The organism is Aestuariivirga sp. (assembly GCF_020252395.1).
In the GTDB taxonomy this organism is placed as follows: domain Bacteria; phylum Pseudomonadota; class Alphaproteobacteria; order Rhizobiales; family Aestuariivirgaceae; genus Aestuariivirga.
In genome coordinates this window covers 44,138-65,016 of record NZ_JADCDB010000024.1, presented here as the reverse complement: position 1 = coordinate 65,016, position 20,879 = coordinate 44,138, and the positions used below count along the sequence as shown (strand labels likewise).

The following is a 20,879-nucleotide window of genomic DNA, read 5'->3' as shown; positions in this document are numbered from 1 at the left end:
AAGACCGACAAATCGAGGAACAGAATGAAAGTCCTGGTCGCTGTGAAGCGGGTCGTTGACTATAACGTCAAGATCCGTGTGAAGGCCGACGGTTCGGGTGTCGAACTGGCCAACGTCAAGATGTCGATGAACCCCTTCGACGAAATCGGCGTCGAGGAGGCGGTGCGCCTCAAGGAAAAAGGCGTGGCGACGGAAGTCGTGGCCGTGTCCATCGGACCGGCCCAGGCGCAGGAAACGCTCCGCACCGCCCTTGCCATGGGCGCCGACCGCGCCATCCTGGTCAAGACCGACGACCTGGTCGAGCCGCTGGCGGTCGCCAAGATCCTCAAGGGCGTGGTCGAGGCCGAAGGCCCGGAGATCGTGATTCTCGGCAAGCAGGCGATCGACGACGACTGCAACCAGACGGGCCAGATGCTGGCAGCCCTGCTGGGCTGGGCCCAGGCCACCTTCACCTCGAAGCTCGAGCCCGGCTCGGGCGAAGCGCAGATCACCCGCGAGATTGACGGCGGCCTGCAGATGCTGAAGGTGAAGCTGCCGGCGGTGGTGACGACCGACCTCCGCCTCAACCAGCCGCGCTATGCCTCGCTCCCCAACATCATGAAAGCCAAGAAGAAGCCGCTGGATGAGAAGACGCCCGCCGATTACGGCGTCAGCACCGCGCCCCGCCTCAAGGTCGTGAAGACCGAGGAGCCGCCGAAGCGCCAGGCCGGCATCAAGGTGGGCTCGCCCGCCGAACTTGTCGCCAAACTCAAGGAAGCGGGAGCAATCTGATGGCTGTCCTCCTCATTGCCGAACACGACAATGCGTCGGTCAAGGACGCAACCCATAAGGCGCTCACCGCCGCGGCCGAGATGGGCGGCGATGTCCACGTGCTGGTCGCCGGCAACAACGCCGGTGCGGCAGCCGCGCAGGCCGCGAAGCTTGCCGGCGTCAGGAAGGTGCTGCACGTTGACTCGGCCTCGCTTGAGCGCCCGCTGGCCGAGCCGATGGCCGCCCTCATCGTCTCGCTGGCTCCGGCCTATGACCACATCGTCTCGCCCGCCACCGGCAATGGCAAGAACTTCATGCCGCGCGTTGCAGCCCTGCTTGACGTGATGCAGGTGTCCGACATCTCGGAGGTGAAATCGCCCGATACCTTCGTGCGCCTGATCTATGCCGGCAACGCGGTGCAGACCGTGCAGTCGACCGACCCCAAGAAGGTCATCACCGTGCGCACCGCCTCCTTCCCGGCTGCGGGTGAGGGTGGTTCGGCGGACGTCGTCAAGATGGATGCTGCCGCCGATCCGGGCCTCTCCTCCTACCAGGGCGAGAACCTGTCGAAGTCGGACCGCCCGGAGCTCACCTCGGCCAGGATTGTCGTCTCCGGTGGCCGCGGCATGCAGAACGGCGATAACTTCACGCTGCTGGAATCGGTGGCCTCCAAGCTCAACGCCGCCGTGGGCGCCTCGCGCGCCGCGGTCGACGCGGGCTATGTGCCAAACGACTATCAGGTCGGCCAGACCGGCAAGGTGGTCGCCCCCGACCTCTATATTGCGGTCGGCATCTCGGGCGCCATCCAGCATCTGGCCGGCATGAAGGACTCGAAGATCATCGTCGCCATCAACAAGGACGAAGAGGCGCCGATCTTTCAGGTGGCGGACTACGGCCTGGTGGCCGACCTTTTCGCTGCGGTCCCGGAACTCGACGCGGAACTCGCCAAGCTGGGCAGGTGATCGCTTCACATCAAGGTGAGTTAAGGGTGGCCTTGGCCGCCCTTTTTCTTTACACGGACGAAAAGAAGCCGCTCATTTCCTGATGTGAAACCATCAATGTGCCGCTCATCCGTGCAGGGCGCCGCGAAGTCCAATCTAAAGTGCTATTGCTGCAGATGCGAAACGCTCTTGCCCTGCAAACAGGCGCGATATAGGCTCCAGAGGCAGTTGAATTCAGGCACTTTGATATCATGCAGATCAGGAAAGTCGGCGTCATCGGCGCCGGTCAGATGGGAAACGGCATTGCGCATGTCTGCGCGCTGGCGGGCTATGACGTGGGTCTCTATGACGTCAGCAAGGAACGGATCGAGGCCGGCCTCGCCACGATCAACGGCAACCTCGCCCGGCGCGTCCGCTCCGGCAAACTGTCGGAGGCCGGCCGTGATGCTGCCCTCTCCCGAATCAAGCCGGTGCACGGCTATGAAGGTTTCGGCGACTATGACCTCGTCATCGAAAGTGCTGTCGAGGACGAGCAGGTCAAACGCAAGATTTACACCGCGCTCTGCCCACATCTGAAGCCTGAGTGCCTCGTCGGCTCCAACACCTCCTCGATCTCGATCACGCGCCTTGCCGCAGCGACCGACCGCCCGGAAAAGTTCATGGGCATCCACTTCATGAACCCCGTGCCGGTGATGGAGCTCGTGGAGCTCATCCGCGGCATCGCCACGGACGAGCAAACCTTCGCGGTCGCCAAGGAATTCGCGTCCTCGCTCAAGAAGACCATCGCGGTCTCCGAGGACTTCCCCGCCTTCATCGTCAACCGCATCCTGCTGCCGATGATCAACGAGGCGATCTATACGCTCTATGAAGGCGTGGGCGGCGTGGAAGCCATCGACACCGCCATGAAGCTCGGCGCGCGCCACCCCATGGGTCCGCTGGAACTTGCCGATTTCATCGGCCTCGACACCTGCCTCTCCGTGATGCAGGTGCTGCACGACGGGTTGGCGGATTCGAAATACCGCCCCTGCCCGCTGCTGGTCAAATACGTCGAAGCCGGCTGGCTCGGCCGCAAGACCAACCGCGGCTTCTACGACTACAGGGGCGAAACGCCGGTGCCGACGCGCTGACCGCCACCGTCGTCACGTCACGCCGTCAGTCTATGGCGCGACCATGGAATCCGCCGAAGGTTGAACTCGGCGGACCCAATCCTGCAAGACCAATTGTCTGGTCACGTTGCGCACCTCCGGGTGGCGAATGAGACGTTCCCGCAGGTGCTCGATCCGCTCACTGTCCGTGGTGCGGACGAGCACCAGGAAGTCTGTTTCCCCGGTCACGGACCACGCTTGCAGCAGCTCGGGCCAGCCACGGATGGACTGGTAGACAATCCGGCAGATCGGACGCTTCAATTGCACAACGAAGAACGCCGTTGACGGACGCCCTTCCTCAGCGGATGGGTTTTCGAGCTCAATCGTGTAACGCTTGATCACGCCGTGATCCCGCATGCGGTCGATGCGGTTCTTGACCGTCGTGCGTGAGATTCCGAGAATCGACGCAATCTCGGTGGTTGTTCGTTTGGCGTCTTCCTCCAGCAGGGCCAGAATGGCCCGGTCATTGGCGTTCAGCCTGAAGGGACGTATCGGCGCGGGTTCATCCTGCATGACAGTGGCTCGCGAACATCTCGTTTTTGGCCAATCAGAATTGGTCAAGGTCTCGCCGTCTAAATGATGCTCCGAAATTCCTGGCTCGTGAAGCCTTTTATTCCGGCGGATAAGGAGCTTTCCGATGCTAATCATGCAAGATCAGCTTGAAATGGCTGACGCGATCATGCCAAATCTTCCGTAGCGGAAGGACGTGGCATCTTCTATAGTCGAACATATTACCCGAACAGGCCAGTTTCCCTGCCTGTTTGCTCAGCACGCAAGCCGCACCGAGCGTCTTGTTTTCTCCTTTGTAGATGATCTTAGCAAGGCGTCCTTCATGAAGTCTGCATCTGATCTCGCTGAGTATCTTGAGCGTGCCGCAAGCTGGGATGGTTCTCCGGCTACGGCGGAGCCCCTTGTCATGGTGTTCCATCCCGAACGCGTAGCTGCGCCGAGCGTTGCCAGCTATCACCAGATCGCGTGGAGCGTGCTTCAATTCTGGCATGATGTCGATCCGGCGCCGTGGCCCGGCACGGTTGCCAAAGATCCTCACACGCCGCACTGGACCATGTGTTTCTTAGGCGTGCAGATTTTCGTCAACATCAGCAATCCCGCCCATCGCCGGCGGCGCAGCCGGAACCTGGGGCCGGCCCTCACACTCGTGATCAATCCGCGGGAGCGCTTTGATAAGGTGGCGGGAGATACGCCGGCGGGCTGGAAGATACGCCAGCGGATCCGCGAGCGAATTGAGGCCTATGACGGATTGGCGCACAGCCCGGCGCTTGGGAGTTATGAGGCGGGCGAGATCGAATGGCGGCAATACGGCCTGATGGAGTCCAATGAACCAAGGACGGACCGTTGCCCCTTCAAGATGCGGAGAGATGCTGCTCTTGAAGACACAGAACAGCCAAACGCCATACCGGCGGCATCGGGCCAGCAGGTTTCGCACAATGGGTGAGGCTCTTGGGCGCACGCTGACTGCGACCCGGGGCACCGCCATTCTTCTCAACATTGTCGTGGGCGCTGGGCTCCTGACACTTCCCGGCCTGGCCCAGAAGGTGGCGGGGCCTCAAGCGCCCATCGCCTGGGCCATTTGCGCCATCGCCGCGACGCCGCTCGTTCTTGTCTTTGTTCTCCTCGGCCGCCAATATCCCGACGCTGGCGGCATCGCCTCTTATGCCGAGAAGGCTTTTGGACCCGCGGCGCAACGCGTCGCAGCCTTTCTGCTGCTGGGCGCGGTTGCCTTCGGTCTGCCGTCTATCGCTCTCGTGGGCGGGCATTATATGGCTCAAGTCTTGCCAGGCTCTGCGTCGCTCTATGCTATTGCCTTGGTGACGCTCGCTCTTGTGCCGCATCTCCTTCCCGGTGACGGGGCGGCACGCGTAATGACAGGTCTGGCCTCCGCGACTGTTCTGGTGGTCGCCGTGCTGATCGTCATAGGAATCGTGACGGCGCCACCCGCCAGGTCCGCGGTTGATCGGATTTCGGATCCGATCACGGTCGCCTTCGCCCCGTTCATGATGATCTTTTTCGCCTTTACCGGCTGGGAAATCGGAGCAGGGATTGCGGAGGAGTTCCGCAACCCCGCAGCCGACTTCCCGAAGGCGATGGTTGGCTCATTTCTGCTGGTGTGCGCTCTCTATGGAGGAGCAGCGTTTACCGCCAGCCGATTCGACCTCGAAGGGATTTATGAAGTACCCTTCGTAAGCGTCGTGGGGCCGGTGCTTGGGCCAATGGGGCCGAGCGCTGTGGGCCTTACAGCGTGTCTGATCGTCTTCGCCAATCTCACAGGCGCGGTATGGGGCGTCTCCCGGCTTGTCTTCAGTCTCGCGCGGTCAGGACAATGTCCGGGTTGGTTCGCTGGGACATCGAATGGCAGACCTGTTCGAGCCGCGCTGGCGACGGTTGCGACCTTGCTGTGCGTGCTCTTGGCTGACCAAATCTGGCATTTCGGCCTTGATCGCATGTTAGCCTTAGCCGGACAGAATTTCTTCATTCTCTATGGCATTGCCGGGGCGGCCCTGTTCCGCCTGATGCCCGGCACGGGACCTCGCCTTCTTGCGGCGGCTGCCGTCGTGCTCGTCGCCGTGCTGTGTTTTTGGCAGGGATCGAACCTCGTTTACCCGGCATTGCTCAGCCTCGCCGCGGTTCTTGCTCCCCGCTGGCCTTCGAAGTCAACCGTGCATGCATCGTCACCGCCCTGACCGACCGTTTCACGCCTATGGCATGATCCGCAAAAGTGGAATCCACTTTTGCGATAAGATCATGCTCAAGTCTTTGATCTGGCGCATGTTCTTCTCGATTAGGCGGTTCCGCCTAATCGGAACATGCGCTAGTAATTCCAAAGTTTGTGTTCTCCACGCCTATCGGCCCCGAAGAAATAACGGGGTTCGACATCGTAAATGCGCGTCAACGTCCACAGTTCGGGAATGGAAAGCCGCCGTGTTCCGCTCTCAATGCGGGCAAGGTCGAATGGCGGCAGTCCCATCAGCTTCGCCAGACGAAGGATCGAATGGCGCCGGGAGGTTCGCAGGGCTCGCAGGCGGCTGCCCACATACCTATCGATGGAGCAGGTTTGGTCCCCCTCCCGTTTTCCATTTTGCATCATGTAAGCACCCTCCGGCCGCAAGGCGATGTTTGCAGATTGACCAGGGTTTTCGTAAGGTCAACTGCACTGTCGGAAAACTGGTCAAAACGAAGCCTGTGTTATGTCCGTGGGCTGGTTCGGCGCAGCGAATTCTTTAAGAATTGAGGTAAAGCGGCGTGGCGCAGCTGGTCATCTTGCGCTCTATGATGTTTTGCCGTGCGGTATAACGGGTGTCCTCCAGCCAGTCTTCGCAGGTTTCGGCGGCGAGCGCCCGGATTTGGCGGCAGCATGAGGCCGCATTGGGGAAAATACAAACGACGCAGGTGCGTTGCTTGAACTCCCCGGTCAGCGGCTCAAGCATGTTGGCGCTCTCAAAATGTCTACGGTGCTGATGCGGCAGCCGCTGGAGCAGCGCGCGGTCAACTGAGATCGGCTTTCGGCTCAGACCGCCGCGCCGGCGGAAGCCGGGACCGCGCCTTCTCTCCGCACATGCCGAACCAAAGATCGATCCCGGCCCTCGCCGGGATTAAGGCTCATTGCTGGGCTTTGTAACGATTGCTTTTCCGCCAATCAGGACAGGGCGCTCCCCCATAGCCGATCGGCCGAATGCCCGTCCTGAGCCATCCCGGCGACCTGTCTATTTCTGCGCCAGCGCCGCTTTTATGAGCGCCACGGCTTCCGTGCTCGCCCAGTCGGCGGGTCCCAGGATGCGGCCGAGCTCGCGACCCTGTCGGTCGATGAGAAGCGTCGCCGGAAGCCCCGCCGACTGCACATCGGTGACGATCTTGGTCGAGGGTTCGACATAGAGCCTCAGATTGCCGACGCCCGTCTCCTGGAGGAAGGCGGCGGAGGCCTCCGCCCCTTTGCGGTCGACGCTGATGGCCACGACCTCGAATTCGCCGGAACCCAGCTCCTTTTCGAGCTTCGAGAGGTCCGGCATTTCCTTGCGGCACGGCGCGCACCAGGTGGCCCACAGGTTCAGCAGCACCACGCGGCCTTTCCAGTCGGCGAGCGTCAGCGGATTGCCCGTCCCGTCCTGGAAGCTCAAGCCGGGCAGCGGCTTCGGCGCGGGGTGAATCAGGAAGGCCGCCAGCGGACCCGTGGCGAGGTCCCTCGAAAGGCCGCCGGTGGCGGCGGGCGGCGGGGCCGCGGCCTCGCTCGCCGTTTCCGCAGGTCCGGCCTTGCGCCCGGCGGCCTCATACAGATAATAGCCCGTAATCGCTGCGAGAATGAGAACGCCGGCGGCAATCTGCGCCAGGGGGCTGGAGTTTTTCTTCTTGGTGCTCATGGACAGTCTGTCTCGGACGCAATGAAGGATTTTCGATGACCAACAAGATGTGGGGCGGGCGTTTCCAGTCTGGGCCGGACGCGATCATGGAGGAGATCAACGCTTCGATCGGCTTCGACAAGCGCCTGTTCGCCCAGGACATTGCAGGCTCGAAGGCGCATGCCGCGATGCTGGCCGCCCAGGGAATCATCTCGAAGTCCGATGCCGCGGAAATTACGAAGGGCCTCGGCCAGGTGCAAGCCGAGATCGAGGCGGGCACGTTCACGTTCTCGCGGGCGCTGGAAGACATCCACCTCAACGTCGAATCCCGGCTGAAGGACATCATCGGCCCAGCCGCCGGGCGCCTGCACACGGCACGCTCGCGCAATGACCAGGTGGCGCTCGACTTCCGGCTCTATGTGCGCGACACGGTGGACCACCTCGATGCCCAGCTGAAGAAGCTGCAGTTGGCGCTCGCGGCCAAGGCCGAACAGCATGCGAACACCGTCATGCCGGGATTCACGCACTTGCAGGCCGCCCAGCCCGTGACCTTCGGCCACCACATGCTGGCATACGTCGAGATGCTGGCGCGCGACCGTTCGCGCCTGGCCGATGCGCGCAAGCGCATGAACGAAAATCCGCTGGGTGCGGCGGCGCTGGCCGGAACGAGCTTCCCCATCGACCGCCACATGACGGCTGCCGCCCTGGGCTTCGACCGCCCGACGCGCAACTCGCTCGACACGGTGGCCGACCGCGACTTCGTGCTCGAGACTCTCTCGGCCTGCGCCATCTGCTCGATGCATCTGTCGCGGCTGGCGGAGGAAATCGTCATCTGGTCGACGAGCCAGTTCAACTTCGTGAAGCTGTCGGACAAGTTCACCACCGGCTCCTCCATCATGCCGCAGAAGCGGAACCCGGATGCCGCCGAACTGGTGCGCGCCAAGCCCGGCCGCATCATCGGCGCGCTCCTGTCGCTCCTGACGGCGATGAAGGGCCTGCCGCTCGCCTATTCGAAGGACATGCAGGAAGACAAGGAGCCTGCCTTCGACGCTTTCGACAACATGTCGCTGGCGATCGCCGCCACGACCGGCATGGTGAAGGACATGGCCCCGGACGAGGACGAGATGCGCAAGGCCGCGGCCGCGGGCTTTTCGACCGCGACGGATCTCGCCGACTGGCTTGTCCGTACACTGAAGATGCCGTTCCGCGACGCGCACCACGTGACGGGCAGCCTCGTGGCGCTGGCCGAAAGGCACGGCTGCGGCCTGCCCGAACTGCCGCTCGCCGCGATGCAGTCGGTCGAGACGCGCATCACGAAAGACGTCTACAAGGTGCTCACCGTCGAAGCCTCCGTCGCCTCGCGCACGAGCTTCGGCGGAACCTCGCCGAAAAACGTGACGCGCGAGGCGAAGCGCTGGCTCAAGCTGCTGAAAGGATGACTGAGATGAAAACCGTTCTCCTGCTTGCCGCGATGTCTCTCGCCCTTGCCGGCTGCGGCATAAAGGGCGACCCGCAGCCGCCCAAGTCAACCGAGACGCCCACCGAGACGCAACAGGCCCAATAGACAATGCATCATTTTGCCTATCGCGACGGCGTGCTCCATGCCGAGGACGTGAGCCTCAAGGCGCTGGCCGAGGACATCGGCACGCCCTTCTACTGCTATTCCAGCGCCACGCTGGAACGCCATTACAAGGTCATGCATGATGCCTTCGCCGGCGCCGACCACATGATCTGCTATGCGATGAAGGCGAATTCCAACCAGGCCGTGATCCGCACCATGGCGGAGCTGGGGGCGGGCATGGACGTGGTCTCGGAAGGCGAATTGCGCCGTGCGCTCTCCGCCGGAGTTCCCGCCCGCAAGATCGTGTTCTCCGGCGTCGGCAAGACGCCGCGCGAGATGGCGCTGGCGCTGCGCGAGGGCATCGCCTGCTTCAATGTCGAGTCGGAACCGGAACTCGAGCTCCTCTCCGAAGTCGCCAAGCGCGTCGGCCAGCGCGCCACGGTGTCGATCCGCGTCAACCCGGACGTCGATGCCAGGACGCATCACAAGATTTCCACCGGCAAGGCCGAGGACAAGTTCGGCATTTCCTACAAGCGCGCCCGCGAGGTCTATGCCCGCGCCGCGGCGCTGCCCGCGATCGACGTTGCCGGCATCGACATGCACATCGGCAGCCAGATCACCGGGCTCGAACCCTTCGAGAAGGCCTTCCGGCTGATGGACGAACTGACCGGGGAGCTGCGCAAGGACGGCCACAACATCCGCCACCTCGACTTAGGGGGAGGCCTGGGAGTGCCCTATCGCGGAGACAACGACATTCCTCCGCATCCGGACGAATATGCGGCCATGGTCAAGAAAACGCTGGGCCACCTGAATCTCAAGTTCGTGCTGGAGCCCGGCCGCATGATCGTCGGCAATGCCGGCGTACTGGTCTCCCGCGTGATCTATGTGAAGGACGGGACGGAGAAGCACTTCGTCATCCAGGACGCGGCGATGAACGATCTGATCCGCCCCACCCTCTATGATGCCTATCACGAGATCATCCCGGTGGAGGAGCCCACCGGCGGCGGGACCATGATGACCGATGTCGTCGGCCCCGTCTGCGAGTCGGGCGACTACCTCGCCAAGGGCCGCAAGCTGCCGAAGGTCGAGCCGGGCGACCTTCTCGCCACCATGACGGCGGGGGCCTATGGCGCGGTGCAGTCCGGCACCTACAACACGAGGCCCTTGGTGCCGGAAGTCCTGGTGAAGGGCGGCAAATGGGCCCTCGTCCGCCCCCGCCAGACCTATGAGGAGCTGATCGGGCTCGACCGGCTGGCCGCCTGGCAGGAGAAAAAGTGACGGTTTCGGGAGCTTGTCGCGATTGTGATCCGCGCCTTGGCGCATTTTGGCCGTCATCCGTGCTATGCTGCCGCTGATTATGGCAAATCCCCGCGCGACCCACGTCGACCACAAGATTGCCCAGGCCCGCCTGGCCCTGGGTTTCGAGCGCGTGTGGGCGGCGCTGCACTGGCCGCTGGTGCTCCTGGCTGCCGCCGCGGCCCTGGTGATCGCCGGCCTGTTGCCAATGCTGCCAGCCTGGGTGCGGGCCATTCCTATGGTGGCCTGGGCGCTGGCCTTCCTCTGGTCGCTCCGGCCCGTCTTCGGCCTCCGCTGGCCCAGCCGCCATGAGGCAATGCGCCGCGTCGAGCAGATATCCGGCCTTTCCCACCGCCCCGTCTCGGCGCGCGATGACCGGCTCCCCAGCGGGGCCGACGGCCCTGTACAGAAGGCGCTGTGGGAGGAGCACCGCCTGCGCCAGCTCAAGGGCCTGGGCGATCTCGAGGCCGGTGTTCCGCGCTCCCGCTGGCGCGATATCGACCCGCGCGCCCTCCGCCTGCCCGTTGCGCTGGCGCTGGCCGCTGCGATCCTGCTGGGTCCGGGCGACATCCGTGGCAGCCTTTACGGCAGCTTCACGTTCGCGCCGCCCGGTGCGCAGCCGGAACTGGCGCTGGATGCCTGGCTGAAGCCTCCTGCCTACACCGGCAAGCCGCCCCTGCTGCTCACCAGCGCCGCCATGGCCGAACGCCTGAAGCAGGACCCGGAGTTGCACGTGCCGGAGAATTCCGTGCTGTCGCTGCGCATTGCCGGGGCGAAGGCGCCCCAGCTCAGCTTCCATGAACTCTTCGACGGCGATGCGGCAACGCCCGAGATCACCGGCTTGAAGCCGAAGGTGAATATCGCGGATGGGTTGTTCCAGGCCGACGTGACGCTCACCCGCCCCGCCAATGTCAAGGTGACGGATGGCGGCCGCGACCTCGGCGCCTGGCGCATCGCGCTCATTCCCGATGCCGCGCCCAGGGTGGAGGTCACGGCCGCCCCGACGGGCGATTCCTCCGGCATGCTGACGGCGAAATGGAAGGTGGCGGACGATTATGGCGTCACCGGCGTCACCGCCGACATTTATCTTGCCGATGATCAGGACGAGGGCGTGGGCTTCACCGGCCCCGGCATCTTCGAGTTCGATCCTCCGAAGCTCAAGATCGGCCTGCGCAAAGCCTCGCCCAAGGACGAGGCGGGCGAATCCAAAGCCGATGTGGCCGAGCACCCCTGGGCTGGCTTCATGGTGGAGATGAGCTTGACCGCGCGCGATGCCGCCGGCCACACCACCGAAAGCGCCAAGCGCAATTTCCGTCTGCCAGAGCGCGTGTTCACCAAACCGCTGGCCCGCGCCCTCATCGAGCAGCGCCGCCGCCTCATTCTCAACCCGCAGGAGGCGGGCGGCGTGGCCGAGATGCTTGATGCCATCCTCACCTATCCCAGGGGCCTGATCGACCGTTCCGGCACGCAGATCGCCATTGCCGCCGTGCGCTCGCACCTGCGCGCCGCGGAGGATCGCGCCGGCATCGACACCGCCATCGGCGACCTCTGGCAGATCGCCGTCAATGTGGAGGACGGCGCCTATGCCGACGCCAAGGCGGAGCTCGAAGCGCTGCGCAAGGAACTCGAGAAGGCGCTGAAGCAAGGTGCGCCGCCGGAGCGCATCGCCGAGCTGACGGAGAAGCTGCGCCAGGCACTCAACCGCTACATGGACTCAATGATGAAGGAGGCGCAGAAGCGCCTCGCCGAAGGCCAGCAGAAAGAGGCCAGCCCGCCCCCGGGCAAAATGGTGACGCCGCAGGACCTGCAGAAGATGCTGGACATGATCGACAAGCTGTCGAAGAGCGGCAAAAACGAAGCCGCCCAGCAGTTGCTCTCGCAGCTCGAGGACATTCTCCGCAACCTGAGGCCGGGCATGCCGCAGCAGGGCCAGGGCCAGGGTCAGGAGAGCCCGCTGGGCCAGATGCTCGACAAGCTCACCGACCTGATGCGCCAGCAGCAGAAGCTGATGGACGAGACCCAGCGCATGCCGCAGCAGGGCATGGGCGGGGAAGACCCGCCCAACACCGGCCAGCAGCCGGGCGAGGGCAATCAGTCTGGCACGGGAAGCCTGGGCGACCGCCAGCAGGAGCTGAGCCGGATGCTGGAAGACCTGATGAATCAGTTCGGCCGGAACGGCATGGAGGCGCCGCGCTCCTTCGGCCAGGCAGGCAAGAACATGAACCGCTCCGAAGGTTCGCTGCGCCAGGGCGACCGCGAGCAGGCGCTGGGCGAACAGGGCGAGGCGATGCAGAATCTGCGGGAAGGCGCCAAAGGCATGGCCGAGCAGCTGATGCAGCAGTCGCGCGGCCAGCAGGATTCGCAAGGGCAGAACGGCGAGGCGCGCGGCGATGACCGTGACCCGCTGGGCCGCCCTTTGCCGAGCAGCGGCGAGGACCAGGGTCCGGCCAAGAACATGTTGCCCTCCGAGCTCGCCATGGAGCGCGCCCGCCAAATCCTCGAGATGCTGCGCTCCCGCGCCGGCGAATCGAACCTGCCGAAAATCGAGCGCGACTACATCGACCGGCTGCTGAAAGGCCTTTACTGAGCGGGCAGGCCCTGCTCGATCCGCAGCGGGCCGGCGGCCAGCCACCAGCGCCCGCCGCGGCGGCCCATCCCGGACACGGTGAGGCCGCCGGGCAGCTTGCTGCCGATGGTTACCGGCACCAGCGTCTTGCCCGCATCGCTGTCGACCGCCACGAAGGCCACGCTATCCACCACGGTGAGAAGCTCATAGGCGAGAACGGCGCCGGGCGTATCGCCGGCGCCGGCGCGAGGAACCGCGCCGAGCGACTGCGTGGTGAGCGGATCAGCGCCTGCCGGGCCATCCGTGATCACCTTGCGTTTGGGCGCCGGAAAATTGAGTCCGAGATTGGCGGGCGGGTCATCCATGCCGTTGAGCGCCACCACCTTGTAGGCGGCAAAGGCGATGACCCCGGCCGCCAGCGCCAGGGAAAAAACATAGGTGAGAATGTCGGTGAGTTTCTCTGCCATTGCGCGCCGCGGCCCCCTGAGCGCACTGTGCGCCAGCCAGCTTGCGCCAGCGTTGAGAGACGCTTCAGCGGTCGAGCCGCAGCGCAAGGCCCTTGCGCGCCAGCGACAGGAGGCAGCGCCCGGCAATGGCCTGCGCCAGTTCGCTGTTCTGGCGCGCCGCCAGCACATTGGCGGACAAGGTGCTGCCTGCCGTGACGAGGTCGGACAGGCCCCAGGCCCGCAACTGCGCAATGACCAGCCGCTGGCGGCGGAAGAACACCGGCGGGCGCGCCTGCTTCACCATCTGATCGGCCGTTGCGCCGCGGTCGATGGCGATGCGGAATTCGGCAAGCTTCAGCGCCTGACCGTGGACAACGCCGAGCAGCCGCCCGGCGTCATGCCCGCCGCGCACGAGATCGTGGAACAACCGGTCCGCCTCCTCCACCTCGCCGCCGAACACCGCATCCGCCAGCGCGTCAGGCGTCGAGCCCGTGTCGTTGCCGCAGATCGCCTCCACATCCTCCACGCTCACCCGATCGCGGCCGAGGCAATAGAGCGCCAGCTTCTCCGCCTCGCGCCTGGCGAGGCCACGCGCCGGGCCGGCGAGTTCGATGAAGCGCGCCAGTGCGTCCTGCCCGATCTTCAGATCATCCTTCTGGAGCAGTTGCTCCACCATGGCGGCGATCTCGCTCGCTTCCGCCTCGTAGAGCGGAAGAAGCAGCGCATGCGGGCTCCTCTCGAACTGGGCGCGGAGCTGCGAGTTCTTGGGCAGCGCGGCGGCTTCCGCCACCACCAGATTGCCCTTGGCCTTGCCCTCGAGCAGCGGCAGCGCGGCCTTGAGGAAGCCCTCGCCCACGCCCTTCACCCACACCGCCTTGGAGCCGCCGAACATCGAGATCGACTGCACCTCGTCGATGAGCCGGGCCGGGTCGGAGGCAACATCCTGATCGGTCAGCGCCGCCACGGTGAAGGGGTCGTCGAGCGAGCCCGCCACCTTCTTCACAGCCCGCTGGGCGAGTTCGTGCACCGCATCACCCTCCTCGCCATGGATCAGGATGGCGGCGATGGCGGGATCGGGTTTGCGGAGAAAGGCATCGAGCCCCGCGGGCTTAATGGCTGTCATGAGCTATGCTGTTGCTTGGCGAAGAAGGCGGCGAGCCTGGTGCGGACGTCGCCGCCCACTTCGCGCGCCGCGCGCTCGGTGGCGTCCCTCTGGGCCTGCAGGTCGGCGAAGGGCTGGCGGACCACGTCGTAGGGCACGCGGGAGAAAGTCGTGCCCTTGGTCACCACCTTGCCGGTGGTGCGGTCCACCAGTTCGTAATTGGTGGTGATCAGGATGGCCTGCCGCGTCACATTGGGCTGCTTGTTCTGGATTACCTCATTATCGGCCAGGGTGGTGGTGAGATTGAGGAGGTAGCGCTCCTCCTCGCCCTTGCCGGTCTGCATCGAGGAGATGAGCTCGTTGCGGATAAGCTGCCCTGTGCGGTCGGAGGCCTCGGGGATGGAGATCGCCATCAGGCTGCCGGCAACGCCCGGATTGCCGGCCGAGGAGGCATACATGGGACGGTAGCCGCAGCCGGCCAGCGCCAGCGCGGCTACCGTCAGCAGGATGGCAGGAAGCCTCGGCATCAGCCGACAATATTGGCGATACGGCCGGGCACCACAATCACTTTCTTCACCGGCCTGCCCTCCAGCGCGCGCGCCACCGACCCGAGCTTCAGCGCCAGTTCCTCCACCGCCTTGGGGTCCAAGTCCTTGGCCACCGTGATCTCGTCACGGCGCTTACCGTTCACCTGTACAGCAATGGTCACCTGGTCATCCGCTAGCAGAACTGGATCGGACTTGGGCCAGGCGGTGTCGACGACAAAGCCGGGTTTCTTCATGGCCTGCCAGCACTCTTCGGCGAGGTGGGGCATCATGGGGGCGGAGGTGAGGACGAGGAACTCGGCTGCTTCCTTCACCGAGGCTGCGTCAGCCTTGTCCGCGGAGAGGGCCGCACCCAACGCGTTGGCCAGCTCATAGATACGCGCGATGGCGCGGTTGAAGCGCAGCGAGGAAAGATCATCCGTGACGGCAGCGAGCGACTTGTGGGCCACGCGGCGCAGTTCCAGCGAAGCCGCGGCATCGCTGCCTCCGGCATAGGCGGCGGAGTCGTTGACGAGACGCCAGACGCGCTGGGTGAAGCGCCAGGCGCCCTCGGCGCCGGCCTCCGTCCACTCAATGTCGCGCTCGGGCGGCGTATCGGACAGCATGAACCAGCGCGCCGTGTCGGCGCCATAGCGGGCGATGATGTCATCGGGGTCGACCACATTTTTCTTCGACTTCGACATCTTCTCGACACCGCCCACCTCGAGCGGTTCGCCCGTCCCGGCATGCACCCATTTGCCGTCCTTGTGGACGGCATCCGCCGGCAGCACCCACTCGCCATTCCGTTTACGGAAGGTTTCGTGGATGACCATCCCTTGCGTGAACAGGCTCTCGAAGGGCTCCTTGACGGCGAGGTGGCCCGTCGCCGTCATGGCGCGCGCATAAAAGCGCGAGTAGAGCAAGTGCAGGATCGCATGCTCCACGCCGCCGATATACTGATCCACACCCATCCAGTATTTCGATGCAGGCATGCTGACCGGGTCCGCCGCGTGCGGCGAGCAGAAGCGCGCGTAATACCACGACGAGTCGATGAAGGTGTCGAAGGTGTCCGTCTCGCGCTTCGCCGGTTTGCCGCAGCTCGGGCAGTCGACGTGCTTCCACGCCGGGTGGTGCTCAAGCGGGTTGCCCGGCTTGTCGAAGGTCACGTCCTCGGGTAGCGTCACCGGCAGCTGGTCCTTCGGTACCGGAACGATGCCGCAGGAGGCGCAGTGAATGACCGGGATCGGGCAACCCCAGTAGCGCTGGCGAGAGACGCCCCAGTCGCGCAGGCGGAAATTCACCTTGCGCTCGCCGATGCCCATCTTCTCCATGCGCGCGGCGATATCGGCCTTGGCCTCAGGCACACTCATGCCATCGAGGAATTCAGAGTTGATGAGAACGGTGTTGTCGCCTTCCTTTTCGAGGAAAGCTTCAGTGCCGACTTCGAAGGTCGCCGGGTCCGTGCCCTTCGGCGCCACCACGGGTATGACCGGCAGATCATACTTGCGCGCAAAGTCGAGGTCGCGCTGGTCATGCGCGGGACAGCCGAAGATGGCGCCCTCGCCATAGCCCATCAGCACGAAGTTCGCGGCATAGACCGGGAGCCGCACGCCGGGGCGGAAGGGGTGGCGGGCATAAAGGCCCAGTGCGCAGCCCTTCTTTTCGGCGCGCTCGATCGTCTCTTCGGACGTGCCGAGTGCCGCGGCTTCGCGGCGGAATGACGCGAGCCCGGCGTCCTTCCCGGACAGGCGCCGCGCCAGCTCATGGTCGGCCGAAATGGCGCAGAAGCTGGCGCCGAAGATCGTGTCGTGGCGCGTGGTGTAGACGGTGAGGCGCTCGTCCAGCGCTTGGCCAGCTTCGTCCTCCAGCGCGAAGGAGAATCGCATACCCTCCGAACGGCCGATCCAGTTCTTCTGCATCAGCCGCACTTTTTCCGGCCACTTCGTGAGACCGTCGAGCGCCGAGAGCAGTTCGTCCGAGTAAGCCGTGATCTTCAGGAACCACTGCGCCAGCTCGCGCTTCTCGACCAAGGCGCCCGAGCGCCAGCCGCGCCCGTCGATCACCTGCTCGTTGGCAAGCACCGTATGGTCCACGGGGTCCCAGTTCACCATCGACACCTTGCGCTCGACAAGGCCCGCCTTCATGAAGTCGATGAACATCGCCTGTTCGTGGCGGTAGTAGGAGGGATCGCAGGTGGCGATCTCGCGGCTCCAGTCCAGAGCCAATCCCATGGACTGGAGCTGGCGCTTCATGGTGGCGATGTTGTCATAGGTCCAGGACTTGGGGTGGACGCCGCGGTCGATAGCGGCGTTTTCCGCCGGCATGCCGAAGGCATCCCAGCCCATGGGGTGGAGCACATTGTAGCCCAGCGCCCGGCGGAAGCGCGCGATCACATCTCCCATGGTGTAGTTGCGCACGTGCCCCATGTGGATGCGGCCCGAGGGATATGGGAACATCTCGAGCACGTAATACTTGGGGCGCGCGGCGTCTTCCCTGGCCTCGAAGCTCTTGGCGTCGGTCCAATGCTTCTGCCAGCGCGGTTCGGCGTCGCGCGGGTTGTAACGTTCGGTGCTCACGGCAGTCATCCTGTCGAAACGGGGCGGGATCGGTCGCCACGCTGGTACCAGTCCTTGAAAAGCCCTGCAAGCTTGGCCTAAAGCAGCGTGCTGACAGGAGTTTCCGGCATGGTCCACGAGGGTCTGAAAAAGCTGCTGAACGGGGTGGCGGCGGCCACCCGGCAGGCTCACCGGGCGCCGGACAGCGTCACCCTCATCGCCGTGTCCAAGACCTTCGACGGGCCGGAGATCATCCCGGTCATCGAGGCAGGCCAGCGTGTCTTCGGCGAAAACCGCGTGCAGGAGGCGAAGGCCAAGTGGCCGGCCCTCAAGATGGACTGGCCAGACGTCGAGCTGCACCTGATCGGGCCGCTGCAGTCCAACAAGACAGCCGAGGCGGTGCAGCTCTTCGACGCCATCCACACGGTGGACCGCCCCAAGATCGCGGCGGAGATTGCCAAGGAAATGCGCAAGCAGGCCAAGCCGGTGAAGCTCTTCGTCCAGGTCAACACCGGCCGCGAGCCGCAGAAGGCCGGGATTGACCCGGATCGGGCCGATGCGTTCCTCGCCGAATGCCGGGAGTTGCACGGCCTCGAGATCTCAGGGCTGATGTGCATTCCCCCCGCCGGGGAGGACCCGGCCCCGCACTTTTCCCTGCTGGCGGAAATCGCCCGGCGCAACGGCCTCAGCCAGCTCTCCATGGGCATGAGCGGCGACTACGCCACGGCCATCGCCTGCGGGGCCACCTATGTGCGGGTGGGTTCCGCCATCTTCGGAACGCGCGGTTAGATTCGGATCTTCGTCTGCGGCCCGATCAGGCCCAGGATGATGCGCATGTCGCGCATCGACACCGCGACGCAGCCCGCCGTGGGGCCGCCGCCGGGCTGACGGAGATGGAAGAACACCGCACTGCCATGCCCCTGCACCCGCGGCCGCTCATTGTGGGAAAGTTCGATGACGACGTCATAAAGTTGGTCAGGCCGCTTCATCGTCTCGTGCGACGTGGCATAGGGAATGCGGACGAGGCGGTTGTAGTTGCGGTCGCCCACCGTCTCGCACCAGCCATGGCAATCGCGTATCGCCTGCGCCTTAATGCCGGTGCGCGGCGGCAGGCCCTTGTCGGCTCGGTAGAACAGGCGGCGGACCTGCCAGTCGCCCCTTGGGCTCGCCCCGTCGCCTTCGCGCTTCAGGAAGCGTTTGCCGGAACGGCCAATAGAGCAGGGAAAGGTCATCTCGCCCACCTTCAGCAGGCCCGCTGCCGCCGTCGCGTTGCGGGTGAGGACGCGGATGGTCTGGAGAGTTCTTCTCACGGGGCGGAATTTCCGGCACTTCGGCCTTGAAAAGGCCATGTGACACCTTAACATTCAGCCTCGCCGGGGCAAGCGATTTCAAAGACTTCGGGGCAAGAGGTAGCGATGGGCAGCACGAAGAAGATCATCATCGTCGATGACGACGACATGCTGCGCGAGACGCTGACCGAGCAATTCTCCCTCCATGACGAATTCACTGTCATCGAGGCCGCCACAGCCACAGCCGGCGTCAAGGCCGTCAAGGCGGACGCGCCGGACCTTGTCATCCTCGATGTGAACCTCCCCGACATGGACGGCCGCGAGGCCTGCAAGATCATCCGCAAGAACGGCTACCGGGGGCCGGTGATCCTGCTGACTGCCGAGGCCTCCGAGGCGGGCATTATCCTCGGGCTGGATTCCGGCGCCAATGACTATGTGACCAAGCCGTTCCGCTTTGCCGTGCTCCTGGCGCGGATCCGCGCCCATCTCCGCCAGCACGAGCACAGCGAGGACGCCACCTTCAAGGTCGGCCCCTACACCTTCAAGCCCTCGGCCAAGCTGCTGCTGGGCGCAGGCGACCGCAAGATCAGGCTGACCGAGAAGGAAACCGCCATCATCAAGTTCCTGCTCCGTTCGAGCGAGCAGACCATCGGCCGCGACGTGCTGCTGCAGGAAGTTTGGGGCTATAATGGCGGGGTCACCACCCACACGCTGGAAACCCATGTCTACCGGCTCCGCCAGAAAATGGAGCGCGACCCATCGCGTGCCGAGATCCTGATCACCGAAGGGGGTGGCTACAAGCTCGTCCCCTGAGCTCCAGCCCCTTAGCGCAACGGGCCCTCAAGTGCATTCGCACTTGAGGGCGTAAAGTTGCGCCAGCTTTTGATTCTGGAGCATCTTTCGCTTCGCAAGCGATTCCACTTGCTCGCACGATGCTCTAAGCTTGGCGGCCCGCCCCGCCTCATGTAAACGAACCTCGAAGAGTCTGGCGCTTGTTCCTGTCGATCGGGCGATTGCACCCGATCGGATCATGCGCCAAGGACGAAAACAAGCGGGGCCGGGCTGGGATTTGATGAGCGTTAGGGCGGACGTCGAGACTTTGCGCAGCATTCCGATCTTCTCGGAGTGCGATGCCGTTCACCTGCAGCTGCTGGCCTTTTCCGCCCCGCGGCAGAACTTCTCCGCCGGCGAGTTCCTCATCCGTCAGGGCAACAAGGGCGCGGCAGCCTTCCTCATTCTCAGCGGCGAGGCCCGTCTTTCATCCACCGATGCGGGGCCACTCGGCTCCTTTGGCGAAGGCTCGCTCCTGGGCGAGATCGCGATGATCGGCGATCGGCCCTATTCAGTCACGGCCACGGCGGTCAACAGCATGTCCACCGCCCGCATCGACCGTGAATTGTTCATGCGGCTTGCCCGCGAATTTCCCGAATTCGGCACCGCCGTGTTCGGCGTGCTGTCACGCCGGCTCGACCTGGTGATGGGCGATCTCGAAGCCACCCGCAGGCAGTTCGAGAAGGCGCGCTCCTTCAAGTCGGTCTGATCAGGCGGCGGTGAAGCTCGCCATCACCGGCACGTGGTCCGAGGGCTGGTCCCAGCCGCGCGCTTCCTTGAGAATGTCGATCTTCTTGCAATGAGGCGCCAAGCCCGCCGTCGACCAGATGTGGTCGAGCCGGCGGCCGCGATCCGCCGCCAGCCAGTCCCTGGCGCGGTAGCTCCACCAGGTATAGAGCTTCTGATCCGCCGGCACGTGCTGGCGCAACAGGTCAACCCACTTGCCCTTCTTCTGGATGCGCAGCAGGCCCTCTGTCTCGACCGGCGTGTGGCTGACGACCTTCAACAGATCCTTGTGCGACCAAACGTCATGTTCCAGCGGCGCGATGTTGAGATCGCCGGCAAGAATGCTCTCATGCCCCTTCGGCACGCAGCCCTTGCCGAACCAGGCTTCGAGCTCGTCGATGAACTGGAGCTTGTGAGCAAATTTCCCATTGATCCTGGGGTCCGGCTCGTCGCCGCCCGCCGGCACATAGAGATTATGGATCGTCACCGGCTTCCTGCCGGCGATCGTCACCTGGATGTGGCGGCAATCCTCCTTGCCGCAGAACGGCTTCGTGGACTGCGCCAGGAACGGCCGCTTCGAGACAATGGCAACACCATGATAGCCCTTCTGGCCGAACTCGGCGATGTGCTCGTAGCCCGCGTCGCGGATGGGACCTGAGGGAAACTGGCCCTGCGGACACTTGGTTTCCTGCAGGCACAGAATGTCCGGCTGCCAGCGATCGAGAAGCTTGCCGACCAGCCCGATGCGGAGACGGACAGAATTGATGTTCCAGGTGGCGACCTTGAGGCTCATGCTCC

The 20,879-nt window shown here is 64.4% G+C and carries 21 protein-coding genes and 1 pseudogene; 12 read left to right on the top strand and 10 right to left on the bottom strand.

Annotated features, from left to right (window positions below; translation table 11 throughout):
* Window positions 1–24 precede the first annotated feature (24 nt).
* From IOC82_RS11980 to IOC82_RS11970, 3 genes are all read left to right on the top strand, one after another.
* Entirely contained in the window at window positions 25–771 is a 747-nt protein-coding gene (locus IOC82_RS11980) for an electron transfer flavoprotein subunit beta/FixA family protein (RefSeq protein WP_290546427.1), read from the top strand.
* Window positions 771–1,712 (top strand): electron transfer flavoprotein subunit alpha/FixB family protein, encoded by a 942-nt coding sequence (locus IOC82_RS11975; RefSeq protein WP_290546426.1) that lies wholly within the window; start codon window positions 771–773, stop codon window positions 1,710–1,712. Before IOC82_RS11980 ends, IOC82_RS11975 begins: the two co-directional genes overlap by 1 nt.
* 230 nt (window positions 1,713–1,942) lie before the next feature.
* A complete protein-coding gene (locus IOC82_RS11970; RefSeq protein ID WP_290546425.1) occupies window positions 1,943–2,818 on the top strand; it encodes a 3-hydroxybutyryl-CoA dehydrogenase in 876 nt (291 codons plus the stop codon).
* Between the two features lie 30 nt (window positions 2,819–2,848).
* Here the strand turns inward: IOC82_RS11970 and IOC82_RS11965 are convergent, their stop codons facing one another.
* Window positions 2,849–3,349 carry an Lrp/AsnC family transcriptional regulator gene (locus tag IOC82_RS11965; protein WP_290546424.1) on the bottom strand — a complete coding sequence of 167 codons (501 nt, stop codon included), beginning with the start codon at window positions 3,347–3,349 and terminating at the stop codon, window positions 2,849–2,851.
* Between the two features lie 193 nt (window positions 3,350–3,542).
* On the opposite strand from IOC82_RS11965, the gene IOC82_RS11960 reads away from it, so the two are divergent.
* Window positions 3,543–4,289, top strand: coding sequence for a YqcI/YcgG family protein (locus IOC82_RS11960; protein ID WP_290546423.1), 747 nt, complete (start codon window positions 3,543–3,545; stop codon window positions 4,287–4,289).
* Complete coding sequence (locus IOC82_RS11955; RefSeq protein WP_290546422.1) at window positions 4,282–5,535, top strand: amino acid permease; 1,254 nt, start codon at window positions 4,282–4,284, stop codon at window positions 5,533–5,535. Before IOC82_RS11960 ends, IOC82_RS11955 begins: the two co-directional genes overlap by 8 nt.
* A gap of 128 nt (window positions 5,536–5,663) precedes the next feature.
* Here IOC82_RS11955 and IOC82_RS17180 read toward each other — a convergent pair whose 3' ends face one another.
* From IOC82_RS17180 to IOC82_RS11945, 3 genes and pseudogenes are all read right to left on the bottom strand, one after another.
* Window positions 5,664–5,936, bottom strand: a complete 273-nt coding sequence (locus tag IOC82_RS17180; protein WP_366935679.1) for a helix-turn-helix transcriptional regulator — start codon at window positions 5,934–5,936, stop codon at window positions 5,664–5,666.
* Between the two features lie 136 nt (window positions 5,937–6,072).
* Window positions 6,073–6,318, bottom strand: a pseudogene (locus IOC82_RS11950) (transposase); the annotation flags it as partial.
* Between the two features lie 237 nt (window positions 6,319–6,555).
* Complete coding sequence (locus IOC82_RS11945) at window positions 6,556–7,206, bottom strand: TlpA disulfide reductase family protein (protein WP_290546421.1); 651 nt, start codon at window positions 7,204–7,206, stop codon at window positions 6,556–6,558.
* Between the two features lie 35 nt (window positions 7,207–7,241).
* Here IOC82_RS11945 and argH point away from each other — a divergent pair, with 35 nt between their 5' ends.
* The 4 genes from argH (at window position 7,242) to IOC82_RS11925 (ending at window position 12,629) form a co-directional block, all read left to right on the top strand.
* Window positions 7,242–8,624 (top strand): argininosuccinate lyase, encoded by a 1,383-nt coding sequence (argH, locus tag IOC82_RS11940; protein ID WP_290546420.1) that lies wholly within the window; start codon window positions 7,242–7,244, stop codon window positions 8,622–8,624.
* Window positions 8,625–8,629: 5 nt separating this feature from the next.
* Entirely contained in the window at window positions 8,630–8,749 is a 120-nt protein-coding gene (locus tag IOC82_RS11935) for a lipoprotein (protein ID WP_290546419.1), read from the top strand.
* 3 nt (window positions 8,750–8,752) lie between these two features.
* Window positions 8,753–10,024 (top strand): diaminopimelate decarboxylase, encoded by a 1,272-nt coding sequence (gene lysA, locus IOC82_RS11930; RefSeq protein ID WP_290546418.1) that lies wholly within the window; start codon window positions 8,753–8,755, stop codon window positions 10,022–10,024.
* A 79-nt stretch (window positions 10,025–10,103) separates the two neighbouring features.
* Complete coding sequence (locus tag IOC82_RS11925; protein ID WP_290546417.1) at window positions 10,104–12,629, top strand: TIGR02302 family protein; 2,526 nt, start codon at window positions 10,104–10,106, stop codon at window positions 12,627–12,629.
* On the opposite strand, the gene IOC82_RS11920 is transcribed toward IOC82_RS11925, so the two are convergent.
* The 4 genes from IOC82_RS11920 to leuS all read right to left on the bottom strand — a co-directional run bounded on the left by IOC82_RS11920 (window position 12,623) and on the right by leuS (window position 17,256).
* The gene (locus IOC82_RS11920; protein ID WP_290546416.1) at window positions 12,623–13,075 is read right to left on the bottom strand and encodes a hypothetical protein; all 453 of its coding nucleotides are present in this window, start codon (window positions 13,073–13,075) and stop codon (window positions 12,623–12,625) included. The genes IOC82_RS11925 and IOC82_RS11920 overlap by 7 nt on opposite strands.
* Before the next feature lie 64 nt (window positions 13,076–13,139).
* Window positions 13,140–14,177, bottom strand: coding sequence for a DNA polymerase III subunit delta (holA, locus tag IOC82_RS11915; protein ID WP_290546415.1), 1,038 nt, complete (start codon window positions 14,175–14,177; stop codon window positions 13,140–13,142).
* Entirely contained in the window at window positions 14,174–14,683 is a 510-nt protein-coding gene (locus tag IOC82_RS11910) for a hypothetical protein (protein ID WP_290546414.1), read from the bottom strand. Before IOC82_RS11910 ends, holA begins: the two co-directional genes overlap by 4 nt.
* A complete protein-coding gene (gene leuS / locus IOC82_RS11905; RefSeq protein ID WP_290546413.1) occupies window positions 14,683–17,256 on the bottom strand; it encodes a leucine--tRNA ligase in 2,574 nt (857 codons plus the stop codon). The genes IOC82_RS11910 and leuS overlap by 1 nt, the downstream gene beginning before the upstream one ends.
* Window positions 17,257–17,364: 108 nt before the next feature.
* Between leuS and IOC82_RS11900 the strand changes: the two genes are divergently transcribed.
* Entirely contained in the window at window positions 17,365–18,024 is a 660-nt protein-coding gene (locus IOC82_RS11900; RefSeq protein ID WP_290546412.1) for a YggS family pyridoxal phosphate-dependent enzyme, read from the top strand.
* Here IOC82_RS11900 and IOC82_RS11895 read toward each other — a convergent pair.
* Window positions 18,021–18,545: a L,D-transpeptidase family protein gene (locus IOC82_RS11895; RefSeq protein ID WP_290546411.1), complete on the bottom strand. Its 525-nt coding sequence runs from the start codon at window positions 18,543–18,545 to the stop codon at window positions 18,021–18,023. The genes IOC82_RS11900 and IOC82_RS11895 overlap by 4 nt on opposite strands.
* A gap of 105 nt (window positions 18,546–18,650) precedes the next feature.
* Between IOC82_RS11895 and IOC82_RS11890 the strand changes: the two genes are divergently transcribed.
* On the top strand, window positions 18,651–19,337 hold the full coding sequence (locus IOC82_RS11890; RefSeq protein WP_290546410.1) for a response regulator transcription factor: 687 nt from the start codon (window positions 18,651–18,653) through the stop codon (window positions 19,335–19,337).
* A gap of 259 nt (window positions 19,338–19,596) precedes the next feature.
* On the top strand, window positions 19,597–20,064 hold the full coding sequence (locus IOC82_RS11885; RefSeq protein ID WP_290546409.1) for a Crp/Fnr family transcriptional regulator: 468 nt from the start codon (window positions 19,597–19,599) through the stop codon (window positions 20,062–20,064).
* On the opposite strand, the gene IOC82_RS11880 is transcribed toward IOC82_RS11885, so the two are convergent.
* Window positions 20,065–20,874: an exodeoxyribonuclease III gene (locus IOC82_RS11880; protein WP_290546408.1), complete on the bottom strand. Its 810-nt coding sequence runs from the start codon at window positions 20,872–20,874 to the stop codon at window positions 20,065–20,067. It abuts the gene before it with no gap.
* Window positions 20,875–20,879 lie beyond the last annotated feature (5 nt).

Bases quoted from the DNA above. Each gene is read 5' to 3' on its own strand.
- IOC82_RS11980 (WP_290546427.1), top strand. From the start codon at position 25: ATGAAAGTCCTGGTCGCTGTGAAGCGGGTCGTTGACTATAACGTCAAG.
- IOC82_RS11975 (WP_290546426.1), top strand. From the start codon at position 771: ATGGCTGTCCTCCTCATTGCCGAACACGACAATGCGTCGGTCAAGGAC.
- IOC82_RS11970 (WP_290546425.1), top strand. From the start codon at position 1,943: ATGCAGATCAGGAAAGTCGGCGTCATCGGCGCCGGTCAGATGGGAAAC.
- IOC82_RS11965 (WP_290546424.1), bottom strand. From the start codon at position 3,349: ATGCAGGATGAACCCGCGCCGATACGTCCCTTCAGGCTGAACGCCAAT.
- IOC82_RS11955 (WP_290546422.1), top strand. From the start codon at position 4,282: ATGGGTGAGGCTCTTGGGCGCACGCTGACTGCGACCCGGGGCACCGCC.
- IOC82_RS17180 (WP_366935679.1), bottom strand. From the start codon at position 5,936: ATGCAAAATGGAAAACGGGAGGGGGACCAAACCTGCTCCATCGATAGG.
- IOC82_RS11945 (WP_290546421.1), bottom strand. From the start codon at position 7,206: ATGAGCACCAAGAAGAAAAACTCCAGCCCCCTGGCGCAGATTGCCGCC.
- argH (WP_290546420.1), top strand. From the start codon at position 7,242: ATGACCAACAAGATGTGGGGCGGGCGTTTCCAGTCTGGGCCGGACGCG.
- IOC82_RS11935 (WP_290546419.1), top strand. From the start codon at position 8,630: ATGAAAACCGTTCTCCTGCTTGCCGCGATGTCTCTCGCCCTTGCCGGC.
- lysA (WP_290546418.1), top strand. From the start codon at position 8,753: ATGCATCATTTTGCCTATCGCGACGGCGTGCTCCATGCCGAGGACGTG.
- IOC82_RS11925 (WP_290546417.1), top strand. From the start codon at position 10,104: ATGGCAAATCCCCGCGCGACCCACGTCGACCACAAGATTGCCCAGGCC.
- IOC82_RS11920 (WP_290546416.1), bottom strand. From the start codon at position 13,075: ATGGCAGAGAAACTCACCGACATTCTCACCTATGTTTTTTCCCTGGCG.
- holA (WP_290546415.1), bottom strand. From the start codon at position 14,177: ATGACAGCCATTAAGCCCGCGGGGCTCGATGCCTTTCTCCGCAAACCC.
- IOC82_RS11910 (WP_290546414.1), bottom strand. From the start codon at position 14,683: ATGCCGAGGCTTCCTGCCATCCTGCTGACGGTAGCCGCGCTGGCGCTG.
- IOC82_RS11900 (WP_290546412.1), top strand. From the start codon at position 17,365: ATGGTCCACGAGGGTCTGAAAAAGCTGCTGAACGGGGTGGCGGCGGCC.
- IOC82_RS11890 (WP_290546410.1), top strand. From the start codon at position 18,651: ATGGGCAGCACGAAGAAGATCATCATCGTCGATGACGACGACATGCTG.
- IOC82_RS11885 (WP_290546409.1), top strand. From the start codon at position 19,597: ATGAGCGTTAGGGCGGACGTCGAGACTTTGCGCAGCATTCCGATCTTC.
- IOC82_RS11880 (WP_290546408.1), bottom strand. From the start codon at position 20,874: ATGAGCCTCAAGGTCGCCACCTGGAACATCAATTCTGTCCGTCTCCGC.